Origin of the sequence: Arenibaculum pallidiluteum (assembly GCF_017355985.1) — a bacterium.
Taxonomy (GTDB): Bacteria; Pseudomonadota; Alphaproteobacteria; order Azospirillales; family Azospirillaceae; genus Arenibaculum; species Arenibaculum pallidiluteum.
In genome coordinates, this window is the sequence record NZ_JAFIQU010000003.1 from 68,535 (window position 1) to 89,884 (window position 21,350).

General features: G+C 70.7%; 20 protein-coding genes. 13 read left to right on the forward strand and 7 right to left on the reverse strand.

What is annotated here, in order from left to right:
• The first annotated feature begins 159 nt into the window (after window positions 1-159).
• Entirely contained in the window at window positions 160-1,686 is a 1,527-nt protein-coding gene (locus tag JUB13_RS31795) for a Y-family DNA polymerase (RefSeq protein WP_207478186.1), read from the forward strand.
• Complete coding sequence (locus JUB13_RS07490) at window positions 1,683-4,907, forward strand: error-prone DNA polymerase (protein ID WP_207478675.1); 3,225 nt, start codon at window positions 1,683-1,685, stop codon at window positions 4,905-4,907. Before JUB13_RS31795 ends, JUB13_RS07490 begins: the two co-directional genes overlap by 4 nt.
• A gap of 45 nt (window positions 4,908-4,952) precedes the next feature.
• Here the strand turns inward: JUB13_RS07490 and JUB13_RS07495 are convergent, their stop codons facing one another.
• Window positions 4,953-6,734 (reverse strand): hypothetical protein, encoded by a 1,782-nt coding sequence (locus tag JUB13_RS07495; protein ID WP_207478187.1) that lies wholly within the window; start codon window positions 6,732-6,734, stop codon window positions 4,953-4,955.
• A gap of 125 nt (window positions 6,735-6,859) precedes the next feature.
• Between JUB13_RS07495 and JUB13_RS07500 the strand changes: the two genes are divergently transcribed.
• Window positions 6,860-7,045 (forward strand): hypothetical protein, encoded by a 186-nt coding sequence (locus JUB13_RS07500; protein WP_207478188.1) that lies wholly within the window; start codon window positions 6,860-6,862, stop codon window positions 7,043-7,045.
• A 22-nt stretch (window positions 7,046-7,067) separates the two neighbouring features.
• Here the strand turns inward: JUB13_RS07500 and JUB13_RS07505 are convergent, their stop codons facing one another.
• Window positions 7,068-8,015: an SAM-dependent methyltransferase gene (locus JUB13_RS07505; protein ID WP_207478189.1), complete on the reverse strand. Its 948-nt coding sequence runs from the start codon at window positions 8,013-8,015 to the stop codon at window positions 7,068-7,070.
• A 125-nt stretch (window positions 8,016-8,140) separates the two neighbouring features.
• Here JUB13_RS07505 and JUB13_RS07510 point away from each other — a divergent pair, with 125 nt between their 5' ends.
• Complete coding sequence (locus JUB13_RS07510) at window positions 8,141-8,347, forward strand: (2Fe-2S)-binding protein (RefSeq protein WP_207478190.1); 207 nt, start codon at window positions 8,141-8,143, stop codon at window positions 8,345-8,347.
• A gap of 31 nt (window positions 8,348-8,378) precedes the next feature.
• Here JUB13_RS07510 and JUB13_RS07515 read toward each other — a convergent pair whose 3' ends face one another.
• Window positions 8,379-9,410, reverse strand: coding sequence for a Glu/Leu/Phe/Val family dehydrogenase (locus JUB13_RS07515; RefSeq protein WP_207478191.1), 1,032 nt, complete (start codon window positions 9,408-9,410; stop codon window positions 8,379-8,381).
• A gap of 325 nt (window positions 9,411-9,735) precedes the next feature.
• Here JUB13_RS07515 and JUB13_RS07520 point away from each other — a divergent pair, with 325 nt between their 5' ends.
• Together JUB13_RS07520 and JUB13_RS07525 are read left to right on the forward strand one after the other, a co-directional pair.
• On the forward strand, window positions 9,736-10,038 hold the full coding sequence (locus JUB13_RS07520) for a hypothetical protein (RefSeq protein WP_207478192.1): 303 nt from the start codon (window positions 9,736-9,738) through the stop codon (window positions 10,036-10,038).
• Between the two features lie 134 nt (window positions 10,039-10,172).
• Window positions 10,173-10,394: a hypothetical protein gene (locus JUB13_RS07525; protein ID WP_207478193.1), complete on the forward strand. Its 222-nt coding sequence runs from the start codon at window positions 10,173-10,175 to the stop codon at window positions 10,392-10,394.
• A gap of 6 nt (window positions 10,395-10,400) precedes the next feature.
• Here the strand turns inward: JUB13_RS07525 and JUB13_RS07530 are convergent, their stop codons facing one another.
• Window positions 10,401-10,910, reverse strand: a complete 510-nt coding sequence (locus JUB13_RS07530) for a cupin domain-containing protein (protein ID WP_207478194.1) — start codon at window positions 10,908-10,910, stop codon at window positions 10,401-10,403.
• A 29-nt stretch (window positions 10,911-10,939) separates the two neighbouring features.
• A complete protein-coding gene (locus JUB13_RS07535; protein WP_236024812.1) occupies window positions 10,940-12,268 on the reverse strand; it encodes a hemolysin family protein in 1,329 nt (442 codons plus the stop codon).
• Between the two features lie 164 nt (window positions 12,269-12,432).
• Between JUB13_RS07535 and JUB13_RS07540 the strand changes: the two genes are divergently transcribed.
• A complete protein-coding gene (locus JUB13_RS07540) occupies window positions 12,433-14,526 on the forward strand; it encodes a molybdopterin oxidoreductase family protein (RefSeq protein ID WP_407928095.1) in 2,094 nt (697 codons plus the stop codon).
• Window positions 14,527-14,561: 35 nt separating this feature from the next.
• Here JUB13_RS07540 and JUB13_RS07545 read toward each other — a convergent pair whose 3' ends face one another.
• A complete protein-coding gene (locus JUB13_RS07545; protein ID WP_207478195.1) occupies window positions 14,562-14,951 on the reverse strand; it encodes a response regulator in 390 nt (129 codons plus the stop codon).
• Window positions 14,952-15,250: 299 nt separating this feature from the next.
• Here JUB13_RS07545 and galU point away from each other — a divergent pair, with 299 nt between their 5' ends.
• From galU to JUB13_RS07565, 4 genes are all read left to right on the forward strand, one after another.
• On the forward strand, window positions 15,251-16,120 hold the full coding sequence (gene galU, locus JUB13_RS07550) for a UTP--glucose-1-phosphate uridylyltransferase GalU (protein WP_207478196.1): 870 nt from the start codon (window positions 15,251-15,253) through the stop codon (window positions 16,118-16,120).
• A 57-nt stretch (window positions 16,121-16,177) separates the two neighbouring features.
• Window positions 16,178-17,524: a UDP-glucose dehydrogenase family protein gene (locus tag JUB13_RS07555; RefSeq protein WP_207478197.1), complete on the forward strand. Its 1,347-nt coding sequence runs from the start codon at window positions 16,178-16,180 to the stop codon at window positions 17,522-17,524.
• Window positions 17,525-17,623: 99 nt separating this feature from the next.
• Window positions 17,624-18,358 carry an isochorismatase family protein gene (locus JUB13_RS07560; RefSeq protein WP_207478198.1) on the forward strand — a complete coding sequence of 245 codons (735 nt, stop codon included), beginning with the start codon at window positions 17,624-17,626 and terminating at the stop codon, window positions 18,356-18,358.
• A 154-nt stretch (window positions 18,359-18,512) separates the two neighbouring features.
• Window positions 18,513-19,073, forward strand: a complete 561-nt coding sequence (locus tag JUB13_RS07565; RefSeq protein WP_207478199.1) for a hypothetical protein — start codon at window positions 18,513-18,515, stop codon at window positions 19,071-19,073.
• A 27-nt stretch (window positions 19,074-19,100) separates the two neighbouring features.
• On the opposite strand, the gene JUB13_RS07570 is transcribed toward JUB13_RS07565, so the two are convergent.
• Window positions 19,101-19,856, reverse strand: a complete 756-nt coding sequence (locus tag JUB13_RS07570) for a peptidase (RefSeq protein WP_207478200.1) — start codon at window positions 19,854-19,856, stop codon at window positions 19,101-19,103.
• A gap of 228 nt (window positions 19,857-20,084) precedes the next feature.
• On the opposite strand from JUB13_RS07570, the gene JUB13_RS07575 reads away from it, so the two are divergent.
• Both JUB13_RS07575 and clpS read left to right on the forward strand, forming a co-directional pair.
• The gene (locus tag JUB13_RS07575) at window positions 20,085-20,609 is read left to right on the forward strand and encodes a phasin family protein (RefSeq protein WP_207478201.1); all 525 of its coding nucleotides are present in this window, start codon (window positions 20,085-20,087) and stop codon (window positions 20,607-20,609) included.
• Between the two features lie 409 nt (window positions 20,610-21,018).
• A complete protein-coding gene (clpS, locus tag JUB13_RS07580) occupies window positions 21,019-21,345 on the forward strand; it encodes an ATP-dependent Clp protease adapter ClpS (RefSeq protein WP_207478643.1) in 327 nt (108 codons plus the stop codon).
• Window positions 21,346-21,350 lie beyond the last annotated feature (5 nt).

Consider the following 21,350-nt stretch of genomic DNA (forward strand, 5'->3'; position numbering starts at 1 on the left):
ACGCCCCTTCCCGGCGGGGGCGGAAGGGCTGCGGCCCCGGGTATTCCATGCCTTGTGCAGGGCCTTGCGGGGAGGAGCCCTTGACTCCTGCCGCAACCCAGGCGTTCTTCTTTTGTTCCTTCAATCCCGGCGCTTGGGCCGGCACTCAGGGAGGCTCCGATGGCGCGGCGCATCCTGGCCGTGTGGCTGCCCCGCCTGGCGACCGACAGGCTGGCCCGCCGGGGCGTTGCCGAGCGGGATGGGGGTGGGCATGGCCGGGAAGGGCGGCCGCTCGCCGCGGTGGCGGGGGTTCGCGGGCGCCGCCTGCTGACCGCCGTCGACGCGCTGGCCGAGCAGGCCGGGCTGGCCCCCGGCATGACGCTGGCGGATGCCCGCGCGGTCGAGCCCGGGCTGGTGGCCGTGGAGGCCGACCCGGCGGCAGACGCCCGCGCGCTCGACGGGCTCGCCGACTGGTGTGGACGCTACACGCCCTGGGTGGGAACGGACCCGCCGGACGGGCTGGTGCTGGACGTCACCGGCTGCGCCCATCTCCTCGGCGGCGAGCCGGCCCTGCTGGACGACGTCGCCCGCCGGCTGCGGGCCTTCGGCTATGCCTGCCGGCTGGCGCTGGCCGACACGCCGGCGGCAGCGGCGGCCCTGGCGCGGTTCCATCCCCGTGACGCCGTCCGCGCGCCGTCCGGGCGCGGGCGCGAGGCGCTGGCCCCGCTGCCGGTCGCGGCACTGCGCCTGGATGCCACGACCACCGCACTGCTGGGCCGGCTGGGCCTGCGGCGCATCGGCGATCTCTACCCGCTGCCGCGCCCCTCCCTGGCCGTGCGCCTGGGCGCGGCCGTGGTGCGCCGGCTCGACCAGGCATTGGGCCTGGCGGCGGAACCCGTCTCGCCGCGCCGGCCGGTGCCGCCCCATGCGGCGCGCATGGCCTTCGCCGAGCCGATCTCGGAGCGTGCCTCCATGGATGCGGCGCTCACCGGCCTCCTGGCCCGGCTCTGCGCCGGGCTGGAGCGGGCGGGGCAGGGCGCACGCCTCCTGGAGCTCTGCTTCTTCCGCATGGACGGGCGCGTCGAGCGGGCCCGCATCGGGACGGCCCGCCCGGTGCGCGATCCCGGCCATCTGGCCCGCCTCTTCGCCGAGAAGCTGGAGCGGCTGGATCCCGGGCCCGGCTTCGAGGCGGCGTCCCTGCTGGCCGAGGCCGAGCCCCTGGTCCCGAGCCAGGGCGGGCTGGCGGCGCCGGGCCTGGCCGATCCCGGCATGCCGCCGGCGCTGGCCGAGCTGGTGGACCGGCTGGGAAACCGGCTGGGGCCGGACGGGGTGCAGCGCCTGCTGCCGCGCGAGAGCTGGTGGCCCGAGCGCGCGGTCGAACCCGCGCCCGCCCTGGCCCGGCCGACGGCCGCGGCTCCCTGGCCCGTCGACCGGCCGCGGCCGGTGCGCCTGCTGGCCGTGCCGGAGCCCATCCTGGCCACCGCCCTGGTGCCCGACGACCCACCGGTGATGTTCCGCTGGCGCGAGGCGTTGCACCGGGTGTCCCGGGCCGACGGGCCGGAGCGGATCGAGCCCGAATGGTGGCGCGCGCTGACCGAGCCGCGGGACTACTACCGGGTCGAGGACGAGGCGGGGTGCCGCTTCTGGCTGTTCCGCACGGGGTTCGACCGAACGGCGCGCTGGTTCCTGCACGGAGTGTTCCCGTGACGCGGAGCCCCGCCTATGCCGAGCTGCAGGTCACCACCAACTTCAGCTTCCTGCGCGGCGCCTCGCATGCTCAGGAGCTGGCGCTGGCCGCGGCCGCGCTGGGGCATGGGGCGATCGCGGTCACCGACCGCAACACGCTGGCGGGCGTCGTACGGGCCCATCTGGCGGCGAAGGCGGCGGGCATCCGGCTGGTGCCGGGCTGCCGCCTCGACCTCCGCGACGGGCCGAGCCTCCTGTGCTGGCCCACCGACAGGGCCGCCTATGCCCGGCTCTCGACCCTGCTGACGGTCGGCAAGCGCCGGGCGCCCAAGGGGGAGTGCTGGCTTGACCGGGCGGACGTCTACGACCATGCCGAGGGCCTGCTGTTCGCCGCCGTGCCGCCCGACCAGCCGGACGCCGCCTTCGCCGAGGCGCTGGCGGCCTATCGCGGCGCCTTCCGCAGGCGCCTGTTCCTGGCGGCCACCCACCGCTACCGCGGCGACGACGCCCGGCGCCTGGCGGCCCTGGCCGATCTCGGCCGCGGGACACGGGTGCCGCTGGTCGCCACCAACGATGTCCACTATCACGCGCCCGAGCGCCGGGCCCTCCAGGACGTGCTGACCTGCATCCGCGAGCACGTCACGGTCCACGAGGCCGGCTACCGGCTGGCCGCCAATGCCGAGCGCCATTTGAAGTCCCCCGACGAGATGGTCCGGCTGTTCCGGCGTCATCCCGAGGCCATCGCCCGCACGGCCGAGATCGTCTCGGCCTGCGCCTTCTCGCTGGACGAGCTGCGCTACGAATATCCCGACGAACTGACCACGGGCGGCCGCACCCCGCAGGAGGAGCTGGTCATGCTGGCCTGGGAGGGGGCTGCGCGCTGCTACCCCGCGGGCGTCCCGGACAAGGTGGCCCGGCTGCTGGAGCACGAGCTGGCACTGATCGGCCAGCTCTCCTACGCGCCCTACTTCCTGACCGTGCACGACATCGTCCGCTTCGCCCGCGGGCGCGGGATCCTGTGCCAGGGCCGCGGCTCGGCCGCCAATTCGGCGGTCTGCTACTGCCTCGGCGTCACGGCGGTCGATCCCATGGAATCCGAGCTGCTGTTCGAGCGCTTCATCTCAACCGCCCGCAACGAGCCGCCCGACATCGACGTGGACTTCGAGCACGAGCGGCGCGAGGAGGTCATCCAGTACATCTACGGGAAGTACGGCCGGACCCATGCGGGGCTGACCGCGACCGTGATCTGCTACCGCACCCGGGGCGCCCTGCGCGAGGTCGGCAAGGCCATGGGCCTGTCCGAGGACCTGATCGCCCGGGTCTCCGGCCTCGTATGGGGCTGGGGACGCGAGGGGGTGGACGAGGACCGCCTGCGCGAGGCCGGTCTCGACCCCGCCGACCCGACCCTGCGCATGGTGCTGGACCTGACGCGCGTCCTGATCGGCTTCCCGCGGCACCTCTCGCAGCATGTCGGCGGCTTCGTGATCACCCGGGGGCCGCTGCCGGAACTCTCCCCGGTCCTGAACGCGGCTATGCCCGACAGGACCACCATCGAGTGGGACAAGGACGACATCGACGCCCTGAGCATCCTGAAGGTCGACGTGCTGGGGCTGGGCATGCTGAGCTGCGTGCGCCGCGCCTTCGACCTGCTGGAGCGGCACAAGGGCACGAAGCTCGAGATCGCGACCGTCCCGCGCGAGGATCCCGCGGTCTACGACATGCTCTCGCGCGCCGACAGCCTGGGCGTCTTCCAGGTCGAGAGCCGGGCGCAGATGTCCATGCTGCCGCGCATGAAGCCCAGGAATTTCTACGACCTCGTGATCGAGGTGGCGATCGTGCGCCCGGGGCCGATCCAGGGCGGCATGGTCCATCCCTATCTGCGCCGGCGCGAGGGCAGGGAGAAGGTCGACTACCCCAAGGAGGAGCTGAAGGAGGTCCTGGGCAAGACGCTGGGCGTGCCGCTCTTCCAGGAGCAGGCCATGAAGATCGCGATCGTCGCGGGCGGCTTCTCGCCGTCCGAGGCGGACGAGCTCCGCCGGGCCATGGCGACCTTCAAGCGCACCGGCGAGATCCACCGCTTCCGGGACAAGCTGGTGGAGGGCATGGTCGCCAACGGCTATGCGCGGGACTTCGCCGAGCGCTGCTTCCGCCAGATCGAGGGCTTCGGCGAGTACGGATTTCCCGAGAGCCACGCGGCGAGCTTCGCGAAGCTCGTCTACGTCTCGGCATGGATCAAGTGCCGCCACCCCGAGGTCTTCGCCTGCGCCCTCCTGAACAGTCAGCCCATGGGCTTCTACGCGCCGGCGCAGATCGTCCGCGACGCGGCCGAGCATGGGGTCGCGGTGCGCCCGCCCGACGTGAACCACTCGGACTGGGACTGCACCTTGGAAGAACAGGCGGGCGCGTGGCTCGCCCTGCGCCTGGGCTTCCGCCAGATCAAGGGCCTGCGCGAGGCCGAGATGACCGAGCTGGCCGCGGAGCGCCTGCGGGGCGGGCCCTTCGTCGATCCCCGCGATCTCTGGCGGCGCACAGGGCTTGGCCCCGCCGTGCTGGCGGTCCTCGCGCGGGGCGACGCCTTCCGCTCCATGGGGCTGGATCGGCGCGCGGCGCTTTGGGCGGTCGAGGCCCTGGGCGAGGCGCCGCTGCCCCTCTTCGGCCGCCTGCCCGACGGCGCCGCAGCCCCCGAGCCTGCCGTGCGCCTGCCCGAGATGCCGCTGGGCGAGCACGTGGTCGAGGATTACTCCAGCCTGTCGCTCTCGCTGAAGTGCCATCCGGTGGCGCTGCTGCGCGACGGGCTCGCCATGGCCCGCATCCGCCCGTGCGGCGACCTGGCCGGGCTGCGCGACGGCGCGCGGGCGACGGTGGCCGGCCTGGTCCTGGTGCGCCAGCGCCCCGGAACCGCCAAGGGGGTGGTCTTCGTGACCCTGGAGGACGAGACCGGGATCGCCAACCTGGTGGTCTTCGGCGCGACCTTCGAGCGCTTCCGGCGCGAGCTGCTGACGGCCAAGCTGCTGGCCGCCACCGGCACCGTCGAGAGCGAGGGGGAGGGCGAGCACAAGGTCGTCCATCTGAAGGTCGATCGCCTGACCGACGTCTCGGACCGGCTGGCTCTGCTGACGGCCGACCCGGACGGCTTCCGGGGCGACGGGCTGGTGCGTGCCGACGAGGTCCGCCGCTCGCCGCCCGAGCCGCGCCAGCGCGGCCCGGAAAGGGTCTTTCCCGAAGGCAGGAACTTCCGCTGAGCGCCGCCCAGTCCCTCAGTCCTTTGTCCCTCAGTACCCCGTCTCTCAGCGCCCCGTCCCGGCCAGGGGCTGGGAAGCCTCGGACCCGCCCCGCGCGAGGCCGGAGGCCAGCAGCAGGTTCCGCAGCATGCCCAGCGCCTGCTTGCGCTCGGCCTCGGTCCTGAAGCGCTTCAGGAAGGACGATACGAATTCCTGGCCCGCGAGGGCACGTCCGATGGTCTCGACGGCCATGGACCGCGCCCGTCCCTCGGGCAGCGGACAGGCCCCGCACAGCCTGATCAGGGTAACGACCCGTTCGGAATAGCTGCGGTTCGCGGCGCCCATCACATCGGTGCGCAGGAGCTCCAGCAGCGCCGCGTCGAGCTCGTCCTGGAGCCGCGCCTTCGAGCCGGGATCGATGGTGGCCGCCGTTACCTCGCGGTGCAGCTCGGCCAGCAGCGGAACCGCCGCCGCACGCTCCCGGACGGAGCCCGTGACGTCCCGGACGGAGCCCGTGATGTCCCGGACGGAGCCTGCGCCCTCGCGGATCAGGTCCTCGACCGAGCAGGTGCCCTGCGCGAATTCCAGGAGCTTCGCCTTGGCGGCAGCGAAGGGGATCCGGTCGGCAAGCCGGATCAGGGACCGGAAGCGCTCGGAGGCCGAGCGGCAGCCGTCGAGCCAGCCATGAACGGCCTCGGGGGTGATGGCCCGCAGGGCCCGCCGCTCGAGCAGCTCGGCCAGCTCCGCATCCTCGCCGAGAGGAGGGCTGCCCTGCAGCGCCGTGCGGATCTCCGCCAGCGCCTCGACCTCCATCGCGAGGGAAGCTCCCGCCCGCAGCGGCCCGCCGCCGCCGATCTCGATGGCGACGCGGCGGCGGATCGCCGAGCGCGTGCGCGGCGCCAGGCCCATGCCGATCAGGGTCGCGAGCGTCGCCAGGGTCGGACGCTCGCGTCCGCGGTCCGTCTCGCCGGCGTTCAGGGCGACCAGCGTGCGGATCTGGGTCTCGCGGTCCGATCCCCGCCCGGCAAGCTCCGCCGGGGCGCCGCGGCCTGCCACGATCTCAGCCGCCACCATGTCCAGCGGCGCGAGGTCCCGGGGCGGCAGGTCCGCGGAGACCAGGGCGCCGATCCGCTCGGCCCGTTCGAGCCAGCCCTTGCAGGACGCCAGCCAGCCGGCGAGCGCGCGGAGCTGCGCCGCACGCAGCCGGGCCGGGGATAGTTGGGACGCCGGCAGCCGCGCCGACAGCCCCGCGCAGAAGGCGCCCCAGCCGACCTCGTCCAGGGGCACGGACGGCTCGGCCCGCGCCTCGGCCGTCATCTCGGCCAGGGCGGAATCGCACAGGGCCAGCAGGTCCTTGAAACGCTTCTGCACCGGGGTGCCGCTCTCCCGGACCTGGGCGACCGCGACCTTCTGGGCGGCTCCCTGCAGCACGACCCCGGCCTCGGCTAGGCGGCGCGCATGCGCCTCGGAATGCAGCAGCTCGACTGGGGTCAGCGCGCTCTCGGCGAGCCATCTGGCGAGGGCCTGGGCCACGGAATTGCGGCCACGGTCCTCGCGCAGGTCGGCCAGATCCTGACAGACCTCCTCGGTCCCCGGTAGAACCAGCGGCGTTCCGGCATCGATGGCCGCCGTTCCCGAGGACCAGCGGCGCAGGACCGTCCGCACCTCGTGTCCGTAGGACGGAAAGGCCTCGCAGCGCACCACCTGCACCGCCTCGCCGACACCGTCCAGCCCCGCCTGGTCCGCGGCCGCCATGGCCGAGGCCATGTCGTCCTCCCGGCGCGCGACGAGCCAGTAGGCGCCGTGGAAGGTCTGGACCTCGAAGTGGTGCGCCGAGGTGTCCGTCATGATCGATGCCGCGCGACGCGTCCCTTTGGATTGGACGGGATTGGTAGCGGCCTTGACCCTTTCGATGCAACTCCATAGGCTGAGGACGTTGAAGCCAGCCGACGCGAGAACGCGGAGGAGTTGTGATGGACATCAGTTCGGCCGTTTCGGCGGCAGGCGACCTGCGGGGTTTCGACCCAAAGGCGCAGCTAGTCATGGTGGGGCTGAAATCCGCGATGCAGCAGCAGGCGGTCGAGGCCCAGGCGGTCATGACCGTCATGCAGAGCGCCCGCGACTCGGGGCGCGGCCAGATCGTCGACATGACCGTCTGAGCCGCCGCGGCGTGGCCGGGGGCTAACCCTCGGCCGGGTCCAGGCGGATCCAGGTCAGCTCATGCTTGTTGTGGTGCAGGTGCATCACCCGGCTGCCGGGGATCGCCATGAAGGCGCGCGTCGCCGCATGGTCCGTCGGCCCCTGGAATTTGATCGTGCATACGAAGTTCCGCGCCATTCCGGCCTCGAGCCATCCTGTGACCAGGCGCAGCAGCCGTTCCGGGTAGCAGATCACGTCCGAGCAGAGCCAGTCGACGGGCCCTGCAGAGCGGGGGTCCAGCCCGAAGGCGCTGCCGCGTTGCTCCTCGACGCGCGGCAACGCCGCCACTGCGGGGGCGAGCGGCGCCTTGTCCACCGCGATCACCCTGGCGCCGAGCTCGTGCAGGACCCAGGTCCATCCCCCCGGGCTGGCGCCGAGATCCAGGCATAGGTCGCCCGGACCCGGCTTGCGGCCGATCACGGTCAGCGCCTCCCAAAGCTTCAGATAGGCGCGGTTCGGCGGCGTCTCGCGATCCTCGACGAAGGTGACCTCGCCGTTTCTGAAGGGGCTCGAGCAGTGCGCGGCGGCGATCAGGGCGCGCTCGCCCTCGAGCATCCAGGATCCCAACGGCGCGGCCGGGGCCGGCGCCGGAAAGACCAGCGGCTTTGCCGAGACATGGGGCAGCTTCTCCTGGATCAGCGCCGCCCGCCGATGGTGGTGCAGCGGGTAGAGCGCCCAGTTCCGCTGGATCGCGCGGAGCGCACGCGCCGCTTCGCCGATGGACCCGAACGGGATGCGGACCGGGTCGTGCCAGACATTCTGCGCCCAGGCCGTGGGGCGGGCAGGGCCGGGCGCCAGCACCAGCCGGCCATGCACCGCGGCGGCATCGCCGAGTTCCGCCAGCAGCTCGTCGAGGAACCCCTCGGGCGCCAGATAGCCCGTCATGCCGAGCGGCTCCGGCCGGGGCGTGGAGGCTTCCGTATCGCTCATGGGGGACCCTTAGCAGAGCGCGACGCCGGGCGACAGTCCCGGACCGGTGGGTAGGTAGTTCCCGCAATTGACAGTCATTCGCAACTCGCGTAGACGGTTCCCGATCACGCCCTTCCGGGACCGCCATGTACGTCTGCATCTGCAACGCCTTCACCGAACGCCAGGTCAGGACTGCTCTCGACCAGGGCGTGCGCTCGCCGGCCGGCGTATTCCGCGCACGAAAGTGCGCCCCGCAATGCGGAAAGTGCGTCCCGACCCTGCGCCAGATGGTCGACCGCCACCAGGCGCAGAGCGTGGACGCGGAGCTTGCGCTTCCGCTCGCCGCCGAGTAGCGGCCTCCTTCTTTCTCCCGCTCAGGCTTCCTCAGGCCGCCCGATGAAGCCGCTCCCGCGCCAGGTGGTCGGCGGCCACATGGGGGGCGACGCCGTCCTGCGCGGCGCGCTCGAAGACCAGGCGCAGCGTATCGCCGATGCGCGCCACATGGGCGAAGGCGCGCTCGCGGTCGTAGCCGCCGCGCTCGTGGCTGATGTTGATGACGCCGCCGGCATTGATCACGTAATCCGGGGCGTAGAGGATGCCGCGCTCGGCCAGCAGCGCGCCGTGCCGGGGCTCGGCGAGCTGGTTGTTCGCGGCGCCCGCCACGACTGCGACCTTCAGGCGGGGCACCGTCCCGTCGTTGATCACCGCGCCCAGCGCGCAGGGTGCGAAGACATCGGCCTCCACGTCGTAGATGGCTTCCGGCGCGACCACCGTGGCGCCCAGGCTTTCCGCCGCTTCCCGCGTGCGCTCGTCGTCGATGTCTGTGACCGTCAGCCGGGCGCCGTTCCGGGCCAGGTGACCGCAGAGCTGCCGGCCCACATGGCCCAGCCCCTGGACCGCCACGCGCAGCCCGTCGAGGCTGTTGCGCCGCAGCTTGTGGTCGACCGCCGCCCGCAGGCCCTGGAACACGCCCCAGGCCGTCGCCGGCGACGGATCGCCGCTGCCCTCGGCCAGCCCTGCGACATGCGCCGTCTGGCCGCGGATCTCCGCCATGTCCTCGACCGTGGTGCCGACATCCTCGGCGATCACGTAGCGGCCGCACAGCCGCTCGACGGCGCGCCCCATCGCGGCCATCAGGGCCGGCGTCTTGCCCGTGCGCGGGCAGCCGAGGATCACCGACTTGCCGCCGCCGAAGGGCAGGTCGGCCAGGGCGTTCTTGTAGCTCATTCCGCGCGACAGCCGCAGGACGTCGCGCACCGCCTCGTCCTCGCTGCCGTAGCGCCACATGCGGCAGCCGCCCAACGCGGGCCCGCGCGCCGTGTCGTGGATCGCGATGACGGCGCGCAGCCCGGTCTGCCGATCCGTCACGAAGGCGACCTGCTCGTGCCCGTCGAAATCCAGCTTCTCGAAGACCATGGTCCGTTCCTTTTGCTGCGCCGCGACAATACTGATGAAGTTCGCGCGGAGATCTGCTGGATGAAACCGATGCAGCGAGGGTTGTTCAAATCTGAATCCGGTTTTCGTGTGAAAGAAGTACAGTTACTTTGAGGTGACGGATGTTGTACTGTCGTGTTGTGGGGACTGTTGTTGGGGCAAGCAAATTTCGCGCTGCCGGCGGGAACCAAGATGCCTTCCCGGGGTTTGCGTCTTGCGCAGCCTTGCAGGCGATGGCGCGCTTCTTGCTAGAGAGATCCCAGAGCATGACTGTCCCGGATCGCGGGCCCTCGGCCCGGAGGAGCGCATGGACATGCGACGTGACCGTTACCTGACCGACGCCACCACCGCCCTGGCCGAGGCTGCCGGCCGGCTCGACCGACTCCAGGCGCGGGTGCAAAGGGTACGCGGGATCGACCGCCGCGCCTGGCAGCACGAGCTCGACCTGCTGCGTGGCGGATGCAACCGCGTCGCGGCGCGGATCGAGGATGTCCGGCGCGCGCCGGAGGATGCCTGGCAAACCGCCCGACTGCACACGGATACGGCACTGTCCGGTCTGATCGCCGGGCTGGACCGGCTCGAAGGCCTGATCACGCCGCTTGCGGCCTAGGCGGAGCTCCGCCCTGGCCGGAAGTCAGAGCGCTTCGGTATGGCGCCGCTGTCCTTCGTCTGATGGAGGCAGGCGCCGCCTCGTCCTATAGTCCCATTCCCGCCGCGTCGGCGGTCCCGAAGAAGGAGGCTGCGATGGCGATCCAACCCGGCGAGTGCTTCGCGCAGGTCGGCGTCTTCCATTCCGGCCTCTGGCGCGTGGTCGACATCCTGCGGCCGGCGGGCTGCGCCGCGCCTCATGCCCGGATCGCCCGCGTCGACTATCCGATCGACCGCAAGACGGTTTCGCTGGCAGCGCTCAGCGACCCGCGCTTCTACCGCCATCAGGCGCCGCTGCCCGGCAACCTTCCCGCCTGAGCGGCCTCAGCCGCGGTGGATTGGGTCCACCCAGGCGACTTCCTCCACCGTCTCCGCCGCCTCGATGTCCAGGTTCACCACGACCGCCTCCTGGTCGCTGCGAACCAGGACGCATTCCAGCGGCTCCTCCGTGCTGGCGTTGATCTCCTGGTGGGGGACGTAGGGCGGCACGTAGATGAAGTCGCCGGGTCCCGCCTCGGCCGTGAACTCCAGATGTTCGCCCCAGCGCATCCGTGCCCGGCCGCGGACGACGTAGATCACGCTTTCCAGCGCGCCGTGGTGGTGCGCCCCCGTCTTGGCGTTGGGATGGATCGTGACCGTCCCGGCCCAGATCTTCTGGGCTCCGACGCGGGCCGCGTTGATGGCGGCCGCCCGGTTCATGCCGGGCGTCTGGGCCGTGTTCGGGTCCAGGCTGTTCCCGGGGATCACCTTGACCCCGTGGTCGCGCCAGTCGACAGGCGCGTGGTCATGCCCGTCGCCGTGTTCATGGTCATGATCTCGATCGTTTCCCGGCATGTTCCCGTCTCCCTGCGCGGTTCCGCCCGTCAGAGCAGGTGCCCGTCCTCCTCGGGCGGCGGAGGCGGACAGATCAGCACCTTGTCCACCCGCCGGCCGTCCATGTCGATGACCTCGAAGCGGACGCCTTCCCAGACGAAGGCGTCGGTCGGCTTCGGAATGCGTCCCAGCCGGCGCAGCACGAACCCGGCAAGGGTGTGGAAGTCGTCCTCACCCCGCATGTTGCGCAGGGACAGGCGCGCCTCGACCTCGTCGATGGGCAGCATGCCGTCCACCAGCCAGGTGCCGTCCTCGCGGCGGACGACGCCGGGCTCGTCCTCGCGGCCGAGCTCCGGCAGCTCGCCGGCGATGGCCTCCAGGATGTCGGTGACGGTGGCCAGGCCCTCGACCGAGCCGTACTCGTCGACGACCACCGCCATGTGGACGCCCGACTGGCGGAACAGCTCCAGCAGGCGCAGCACCGGGGTCCCGTCATGGACGACCAGCGGCTTGGTCAGGGCGGCGCGGAGGTCGAAGGGCTTTCCCGCCAGCGCCGCGTCCAGCAGCGCCTTGGTGTGAACGATCCCCAGCACCTCGTCCAGGTCGCCGCGGCAGACGGGAAGGCGGGAATGGGCGCCCTCGGCGATCTCGCGGCGGATCAGGTCCGGATCGTCCTCGATGTCCAGCCAGACCACGTCCGGGCGCGGGGTCATGATGCCGCGCACGGTGCGGTCGGCGAGGCGCAGCACGCTCTCGATCAGCTCCCGCTCCTCAGGCGCGAAGACGCCGCTCTCCGTGCCCTCGGCGATCATGGTCTTCACCTCCTCCTCGGTGACCGTCGACTCCTTCTCGGAGCGCAGGCCGAGGACACGCATGACCAAGTCGGTGGAGATGCCGAGGAACCAGACGACGGGGCTGGCGATGCGCGCGATCAGCGCCATGGGCCTGGCCACCAGCGCCGCGATCGGCTCGGCATTCGCCAGCGCGAAGCGCTTGGGCACGAGCTCGCCGATGATCAGGGACAGGTAGGTGATGGCTATGACCACCAGGGCGATCGACAGGCCGTCGGCATAGGGGGCGAGCGGCGGCACGTCGCGGAGCCATACAGCCAGGTACCCCGCGAGGGTGGCGCCGCCGTAGGCGCCGGCCAGCACGCCGACCAGGCTGATGCCGATCTGCACGGTCGAGAGCAGGCGGCTGGGATCCTCGGCAAGCGCCATCGCGACGCGCGCGCCGCGGCTTCCTTCATCGGCCATCTGCTGGAGACGCGCGCGACGGGCCGAGACCAGGGCAAGTTCGGACATGGCAAAGAAGCCGTTCAGCATGATCAGCAGAACGACCACCAGCAGTTCCCACAGGAACATCCGATCCCCTTGCATCGCCTCGATTCCGTGCAGACCAGCACGGCAAAGGACCGCGTGCAAGCCCCGATTGAGGCGGATTGGGCGGCGCCGCGCCGTCCGCCGCCGCGCTGTCGCGCCGCTTCCGTCTCGCGCGGTACGGCCTTAGGATCGGCCGCACCGTCCATCCCGCCGAGCTTCCCGTGCCAGACGCCGCAGTTCCAGATACCGCCCTGCCCGAGGCCGCATCCCCCGTCTTCGTGCCCTCGGTCTGCCCCCACGACTGCCCCAGCACCTGCGCGCTCGAGGTCGAGAAGCTCGGGCCCGGGCGCATCGGGCGGGTGCGCGGAGCGGCGGACAACTCCTACACCGCGGGCGTCGTCTGCGCGAAGGTCGCCCGCTACGCGGAGCGGGTGCACCACCCGGACCGGCTGACCGTTCCGCTGCTGCGCGTGGGCGCCAAGGGCGAGGGGCGCTGGCGCGAGGCGTCATGGGACGAGGCGCTGGACCTGGTCGCGGCCCGGCTGCGGGAGGCCGCCGAGCGGCACGGGGCCGAGACCGTCTGGCCCTACAGCTACGCGGGCACCATGGGGCTGGTCCAGCGCGACGGGATCCTGCGGCTGACCCATGCCATGGGCTGGTCCCGGCAGAAGCGGACGATCTGCACGGCGCTTGCCGACGCCGGCTGGCTCGCGGGGCACGGGGTGAAGCGCGGGGCCGACCCGCGGGAGATCGCGGAGAGCGACCTGATCGTGGTCTGGGGCGGCAATCCCGTGGGAACCCAGGTCAACGTGATGACGCACGTGACCCGGGCGCGGAAGACGCGCGGGGCCAGGCTCGTGGTCGTCGATCCCTACCGGACCGGCACGGCCGAGGCTGCCGACCTGCACCTGATGCCCCGGCCGGGCACCGACGGGGCGCTCGCCTGCGCGGTGATGCACGTGCTCTTCCGCGACGGCCTGGCCGACCGCGAGTACATGGCGCGCCATGCCAGCGGGGCCGAGGAGCTGGAGCGGCACCTGGCCACGCGCGACCCGGCCTGGGCCGAGGGCATCACCGGCATTCCCGCGGCCGAGATCGAGGCCTTCGCCCGTCTCTACGGCGAAACCCCGCGCAGCTTCCTGCGCCTCGGCTATGGCTTCTCGCGCTCGCGCAACGGCGCGGCGCAGATGCATGCCGTGACCTGCCTGCCCGTGGTCACCGGGGCCTGGGCGCATCGCGGCGGCGGGGCGCTGTACGCGAACGCGGCGATCTTCCACATCGACAAGCGGCTGATCGAGGGCGCGGACCTGATCGATCCCGCGACCCGTGTCCTGGACATGTGCGAGATCGGGCCGGTCCTCGCCGGCGACCCGGCGGCACTGGGTGGAGGGCCTCCGGTCACCGCGATGATCGTCCAGAGCTGCAATCCCGCCGATGTCGCCCCGGAGTCCGGCCTGGTCCGCAGCGGGCTGATGCGCGACGACCTGTTCCTTTGCGTGCATGAGCAGTTCATGACGGAGACCGCGCGCCTTGCCGACGTGGTGCTGCCGGCCACCATGATGATCGAGCACGACGACCTCTACACTGCGGGAGGGCAGGTCCACCTGCAGGTCGCCCTGCGCCAGATCGACCCGCCGGGCGAGTGCCGGGAGAACCATGAGCTGGTCTGCGCGCTGGCGGCGCGGCTGGGGGCGGAGCATCCGGGCTTCCGGATGAGCGCCCGGGAGATCGCCGACGCGACGCTGCGCGCGTCGGGCTGGCCCGACATGGAGACCATGGCGCGGCTGCGCTGGGTCGATGCGATGGAGGGCGTGGATTCCAAGTTCGCCAGGGGCTTCGGCTTCCCGGACGGACGCTTCCGGTTCCGGGCCGACTGGGCGGCGCTGGGGCCGCAGGCGGCGGGGCTGCCGGAGCTGCCGGACCATGCGCCGCTGATCGAGGCGGCCGATGCGGAGCACCCGTTCCGCCTGATCACCCCGCCGGCGCGCCAGTTCCTGAACTCCAGCTTCACGGAGACGCCGGGCTCGCGCCGCCGCGAGGGTCGCCCGACGGTCCTCGTCCATCCCGAGGACTGCGCCCGTCTGGGGCTCACCGAGGGAAGGCTTGTGCAGCTCGGCAACCGGCGGGGCGTCGTGCGCCTGCATGCGCGCCCCTTCGACGGCGTCCGGCCGGGGGTGCTGGTGGTCGAGGGCATTTGGCCGGCGGAGGCTTTCCCCGGCGGGGTCGGCATCAACGTGCTGATCGGGTCGGATCCGGCGCCGCCCAACGGCGGCGGCGCCTTCCATGACGCCGCCGTCTGGCTGCGTCCGGACTGACGCCAGGGGGCGCGGCCTCCGCGGGAGGCGCGGCCTCAGCCGGGCCGGTGCAGCAGCATCGCCACGTGGCGGACCAGCGCGCTGGTGTCCACGGGCTTCTGGAGCAGGACCGTCGGCGCGCCATCGCGGCCGAGATCGCCGGCCTCCTCGAGCAGGCCGCTGACGACGACGATCGGCAGGTCCGGGTGTCGCGCGCGCATGCGCTGGGCAAGCTCCCGGCCGGTCATTCCGGGCATGCGGAGGTCTGTCACCAGGAGATCGGCCGGGAGCCGCGCGTCGATCTCCAGCGCCTTCTCGCCGTTGATGGCCAGCGTGACGCGGTAGCCTTCCTCGGCGAGGACGTCCTCGAACAGCGCACCGATGGCCCAGTCATCTTCGACGAGGAGGACGTGCGGGGAGACGGAAGGGGCTGGGGCTTCGGTCATCGGGCTTGGCGTCATGGCCTGCGCGGTCGTCCGCGGGTTAGGCGAGATGGCATGGCCGTGTCGGCTTGTCCAGTCGGCCGAACAGCAAGGGCGCGTGCGGCGCGGCATACGGGCCACCCCGACGGGACGGTGCCTTCTACCTACCCGGGATCGACGCCTGCGGCCAAATCGCGCCTCCGGCGTCCGCATGGGTAGGTTGCGACCCGCTCTGGCGTTGTGGCACAAGTCGTCGCCAGCGGGCAGTGCCTTGAAGGACAAGGGTTTGTCCCGCGCTGACGATCGATGACGAAGTGAGCGAGATGGCAAAGAGAGTGCGCAAGGCGGTCTTCCCGGTCGCCGGACTGGGTACCCGCTTCCTGCCGGCGACGAAAGTCATGGCCAAGGAGATGCTGCCGCTCGTCGACAAGCCTCTGATTCAGCATGCGGTCGAGGAGGCGCGGGCGGCCGGGATCGAGGAGTTCATCTTCGTCACGGCCCAGGGCAAGCAGGCGCTCGAGGACCATTTCGACATCGCGGGGGAGCTCTACAGGACGCTCGAAGGCCGTGGCAAGACCGCGCAGCTCGAGGTCGCCCGCGAGGCCGAGATCCCGCCGGGCAAGCTGTTCGCGACGCGCCAGAAGCAGCCGCTCGGCCTCGGCCACGCGGTTTGGTGCGCGCGGGCCCAGGTCGGTGACGAGCCCTTCGCCGTGCTGCTGCCCGACGACGTGATCCTGGGCGAGCAGCCCTGCCTGAAGCAGATGGTCGAGGCCTATGACGGCATCGGCGGCAACGTTGTGGCCGTCGTCGATGTGCCGCGGGAGCAGACCGACCGGTACGGCATCCTGGACACCGGCGCCGAGAATGGCGCCCTGGTCGAGGTCCGCGGCCTGGTCGAGAAGCCCAAGCCGGCCGATGCACCGTCCACCCTCTCGATCATCGGCCGCTACATCCTGCAGCCCGAGGTCTTCGACGAGCTCGAGCGCCACGAGCGCGGCGCCGGCGGCGAGATCCAGCTGACCGACGGCATGGCGCGGCTGATCGGCCGTCAACCCTTCCACGGTCTGCGGTTCGAGGGCACTCGCTACGACTGCGGCGACAAGCTCGGCTGGCTCGAGGCCAACCTGGCCTTCGCCTTGGCGCGCCCGGACATGGCGGACAAGGTCCGCGCCATGGTCGCCAAGCTCGTCTGACGGGCCGTCCCGATTACTGAAATCACTCTTCTTCCGTAGCCCCTGAAAGGGACCGTCATGCGTATTGCGGTCATCGGCACCGGTTACGTCGGGCTCGTCTCCGGCGCCTGCTTCTCCGAGTTCGGCGTCTCGACCATGTGCGTCGACAAGGACGCGGGCAAGATCGAGCGTCTGAAGCGCGGCGAGATCCCGATCTACGAGCCCGGGCTCGACGATCTCGTCGCCAAGAACGTCAAGGCCGGCCGGCTCGGCTTCACCACCGAGATCGAGCACGCGGTGCCCGACGCCGACGCGGTGTTCATCGCGGTCGGCACTCCGTCCCGCCGCGGCGACGGTCATGCCGACCTCTCCTACGTCTACGGCGCCGCCGAGGAGATCGCCCTGAACCTGAAGGGCTACACGGTCGTCGTCACCAAGTCGACCGTGCCGGTCGGCACCGGCCGCGAGGTCGCCAAGATCATCCGCCGGACCCGGCCCGACGCCGAGTTCGACGTGTGCTCGAACCCCGAGTTCCTGCGCGAGGGCTCGGCCATCGAGGACTTCATGCGGCCCGACCGGGTTGTGATCGGCACCGACAGCGATCGCGCCCGTGCCGTCATGCGCGCGCTGTACCGGCCGCTGTACCTGATCGAGACGCCGATCGTGATGACCTCGCTCGAGACGTCCGAGCTGATCAAGTACGCGGCGAACACCTTCCTCGCGGCCAAGATCACCTTCATCAACGAAATCGCCGATCTCTGCGAGAAGGTCGGTGCCGACGTCCACGACGTCGCCAAGGGCATCGGGCTGGACGGCCGCATCGGCAAGAAATTCCTGCACCCGGGTCCCGGCTACGGCGGCTCCTGCTTCCCGAAGGACACGCTGGCGCTGGTCAAGACCGCCCAGGACTACGGCTCGCCCCTGCGCATCATCGAGACCGTCGTCGACATCAACACGAAGCGGAAGAAGGCCATGGCCGACCGCATCGTCGAGGCCTGCGGCGGCAGCCTGCAGGGCAAGACGGTGGCGGTGCTCGGCGTGACCTTCAAGCCGAACACCGACGACATGCGCGACGCCCCGTCCCTGGACATCATCCCCGCGCTCCAGGCGGCGGGCGCCAAGGTCCGGGCCTACGACCCGGCCGGCATGCACGAGGCCGAGAAGATGATCCCCGGCGTCGAGTGGTGCACCAGCGCCTACGACACGCTGCCGGATGCGGACTGCGTCGCCATCCTGACGGAATGGAACGAGTTCCGCGCCCTCGATCTCAAGCGCGTGGTCGACCTGATGCGCGCGCCGGTGATGGTCGACCTGCGCAACGTCTACAATCCCGAGGACATGGAGATGGCCGGCTTCGCCTACAGCTGCGTCGGCCGTCCCTCGCGCCTCGAGATCAATGCCCGCAGGGACAAGGTCTCGACCTGACCCGCGTGCCCGGTCCGGACCGCCAAGGCGGTCCGGACCGGTGTTGCGGCCGTCCCGGGCTTCTGGTTTGCTGCCCTCCGGTCCGAAAGGAGAGGGGGCATGATCGGTCTTCTGGAACGGGGCGTCGCGCTGGCCGATCTCGCTCGGGCGATGCCGGTCGCGCTCGCCACCTTTGATCCCGGCTCCCGGCCGACGGGCCTCGTGATCGTCGACGAGGTCAACGGCTTCTGCACCGTGGGATGCGGTCCGCTGGCCCCGGCCGCGCCGAACGCGCAGGTCGACCGCATGCTGCGCGAGACCGTGACGCTGGCCCGGCGCTTCGAGGCGCAGGGCTGGCCGGTCCTCGCCTTTCTCGACACCCACGAGCCCGGCAAGCCCGAGCCGCCCTATCCGCCCCATTGCGAGATCGGCACCGGCCAGGAGAACCTGGTCGCGGACCTCGCCTGGCTCGAGACCTCTCCGGTGGCGACCCTGATCCGGAAGGACTGCATCAACGGATTCGTAGGTGCCATCGACGCGCGCGGCAGGAACAGCGCCGCCGAATGGATCACGGCCAACGGGCTTGGCGCAGTCGTCGTGGTCGGCATCTGCACCGACATCTGCGTGATGGACTTCGTGCTGACGCTGCTGTCGGCCCGGAACCACGGGCTTCTCGGCGCGCTGCGCGACATCGTCGTCTACGAGCCCGGATGCGCGACCTACGACCTGCCGGCGGAGGTGGTCGAGAGGCTGTCACTTCCCGCGACGGCGACGCATCCGCAGGACCTCGCCCATCACATGGGGCTGTACTTCATGGCATCGCGCGGAGCGCTCCTGGCCGGCGAGATCGCCTGAAGCGGCCTTGGCTTCGCCGTGGGCCATGAGCTGCTTCCAAGCCGTTGACGTCGGAGCCTTCCCCGCGCTTCCCGCCCGAACGGATGGGGTGGGGAATTGGTATAAGCCGAGCGCGCCTCGCGGGCATGTGCGCGTTGCATGCGATTCCTATTGCATGAGCAATGCCGCCGGACCGGCCCGGTCACGGGAAGCCCTTCGCCTCGCAGCTCGCCTCGCGGGCCCGCTCGTCGCCGTATCGGTGCTCGGCGCCTGCGCGTCGCTGCCGGAACCGGCGGGCGGCGGCCCGCTGACATGGGTCCGTTACGTCAGCGGCGACGACCTGCGCGCGCAGTGCCGTCCCGCCGAGCCGACGCGCCTGCGCATGATCCATACCGTCCCGGGCTCGGACCGCATCAGGACCTTCGATCTCCGCGAGACCACGGAGGGCGCCCGGCTGGAGACGCGCTCGATCCTCGTCGGCGAGCTCTCCCGCCTCTCGGCCGATGCGCCGCTCGGGCAGCTTCGCCCCGACGGCCCGGAAGTCGTGCTGTCGCGGCCGCAATTCGCAGCACTGGTGGCCGCCGTCAAGGTGGCGGGCCTTCGCGGCCGGGCAGGCACCCGGGCGAGCCTCCCCACCGGCAGCTACTGGTTTGCCAATGGCTGCCACCAGGGCGAATGGTTCGTCGGCATCGTCGCCGCCCGCCAGGTGGTGGAAGAGGCGGCCCTGCCGCCCTGAGCCAGGTCCGCGGCCTATTCCCCGCGCTTACCCCGCAGGACCGTCGGCCTCGGCCTGCTCGGGGTTCAGCAGCGTGCCGGCCCAGGGGCCGTCGGGCATCCGGCGGGCGAGGTCGGTGATGTTCCTGTTCCACCACTGGCGCTGATCGACCATGTCGTCGTAGTCGAACTGCGCCTCGCGCCAGCGCCGGTCGGCATTGCCGTAGGTCACGAGGTCAATGGGGAAGCCGACGTCGGCCGAGCTGTAGCGGCTGGAATCGAAGGAGAGGTAGGCGAGCTTCAGCGCCGTGCGCATCGGCGTGTCGAAGCGCAGCGCTCGGTCCAGGATCGGCTTGCCATAGGCGGTAGCGCCGATGGAAAGGTAGGGCGTGCGCTCGTCGACCTCGATCCAGTTCCCCTCGGGATAGACAAGGTACATGCAGGGCTCGGGATCCTCGGCCAGACGTCCGCCGATGATCGCATGCATGTTGAAGTTGAGCTTCGACTCCTCGAGCGCCTTGCGGTCCTCGGCCGCGACCTGCCGCAGGCTGTGCGTGAAGCCGCCCAGCGCGTCCAGCATGGTGGCGTAGCTGCCGCCATGGGTGTTCCCCATCTCGCGGCGGAAATAGGCCAGGGTCTTGTCGCGCACGCTGCGCAGGCCGCTCGTCATCACGAAGAAGCGGTGGCCGCCGGCGCCCATCATGGTGACCTTGCGCGCCGCGGTCACCTGCGTCCCGGCGGTGATGCGCCCGTCGGACAGGCCGATGAGGCCTTCCTTGATCTTGATGCCCAGGCAGTAAGTCATGCGGGGTTCCGAAGGCCGTCAGGAGGGAGGCGCGCCATCTGGCCCCGCCGTTGGTGAACGCGCCGTTAACGTGACCCTGCGACTTATTGTGCAGTGCACAAAAATCGGGTTGACATCACGGAATGCGCGCTTAGATTTAGGCCATTGCTGCAGTGCAGCATCGACTGAGTCCGAAAGCGAAGCCCCGCGCCCTGTCCGGCTGCGTGGCCAGAGGAGAGGATACGCGAAATGACGACCCGTACCAAGACCGTGCCGACCAAGAGCGTCGAAGACGCCGCCACCGAGGCCAAGCAGACCGTCGAGAACCTGGTGAAGGTCGGCCAGGATGCCGCCACCCGGAACTACGAGCAGGTCATGTCCGTGGCCCGGGACCAGATCGAGAAGACCAGCCAGAAGTTCTTCCGGAGCTATGAGGAACTGGCGAGCTTCGGCAAGCAGAACGTCGATGCCGTCATCCAGTCGCAGGCGATCGTCGCCAAGGGCGTCGAGGAGATGAGCCGCGCGCTGATCGCCTTTGGGCAGGCCTCGCTCGAGGTCGGCGTGGCCACCGGCAAGGCCATGATCGGCGTGAAGACCGTCCGCGAGCTGGTGGACCTCCAGACGGGCTTCGCGAAGTCGTCCTTCGACAGCCTGGTCGCCGAGGGCACCAAGCTCTCGGAAATTGGCGTCAAGGTGGCCAACGAGGCGCTGGAGCCCATCAACGCGCGCGTCAACGCCGCGGTCGAGAAGCTCTCCAAGCCGATCGCCGCCTGATCCGGCACCGCGCGCCGGCCGGCGCCATGGGTGCGCGGCATGCGCCGGAGTGTCGATGCTCGGGGAGGCCCGGCCGCTTGTGCGGCCGGGCCTTCGCCTTTTCCGGCACCCTTTCGAGGGAGGGTATGCCCAATATTTTCCGCCAGACCGGTTCCGGTGGAGGCAACCTGAGGCCCGGCCCCGGGTTTAGTTCTTTGCGGGCAGAAAGAAACGCATGGGTCGAGGCCCTGGCTCGTTTCGGAAGCCCGTCCCGTTCGGGGCGCTCATCCCGGCGGCGCTGGACGGCGTGGCGGTGGCCGCGGGCGTCGGGGTGACAGGATTGGGTCTTTCCAGATCGCCCCTTCCAAGCGCCGAGGGAGTTCTCATATTATCCGATGAGGATATCCTTCGATGGTTGCACGCACCGCTCATGGCCGACAGCGACAAGAACGGAGACGAGGGGATTGCGACCGGCATTGTCGTAAAGACAAAGCCGAAAACCAAGAAGCCCTCTATGTACAAAGTACTAATGTTGAACGACGACTACACTCCTATGGAGTTCGTCGTTCATGTGCTGGAACGCTTCTTCAACAAATCCCGCGAAGAGGCAACCCGCATCATGCTCCATGTGCATAAGCGGGGAGTCGGGATCTGTGGTGTCTTCACCTACGAGGTGGCAGAGACCAAGGTCACACAAGTGATGGATTTCGCCAGGCAGCATCAGCACCCTCTACAGTGCACCTTGGAGAAGGATTAGCCCGG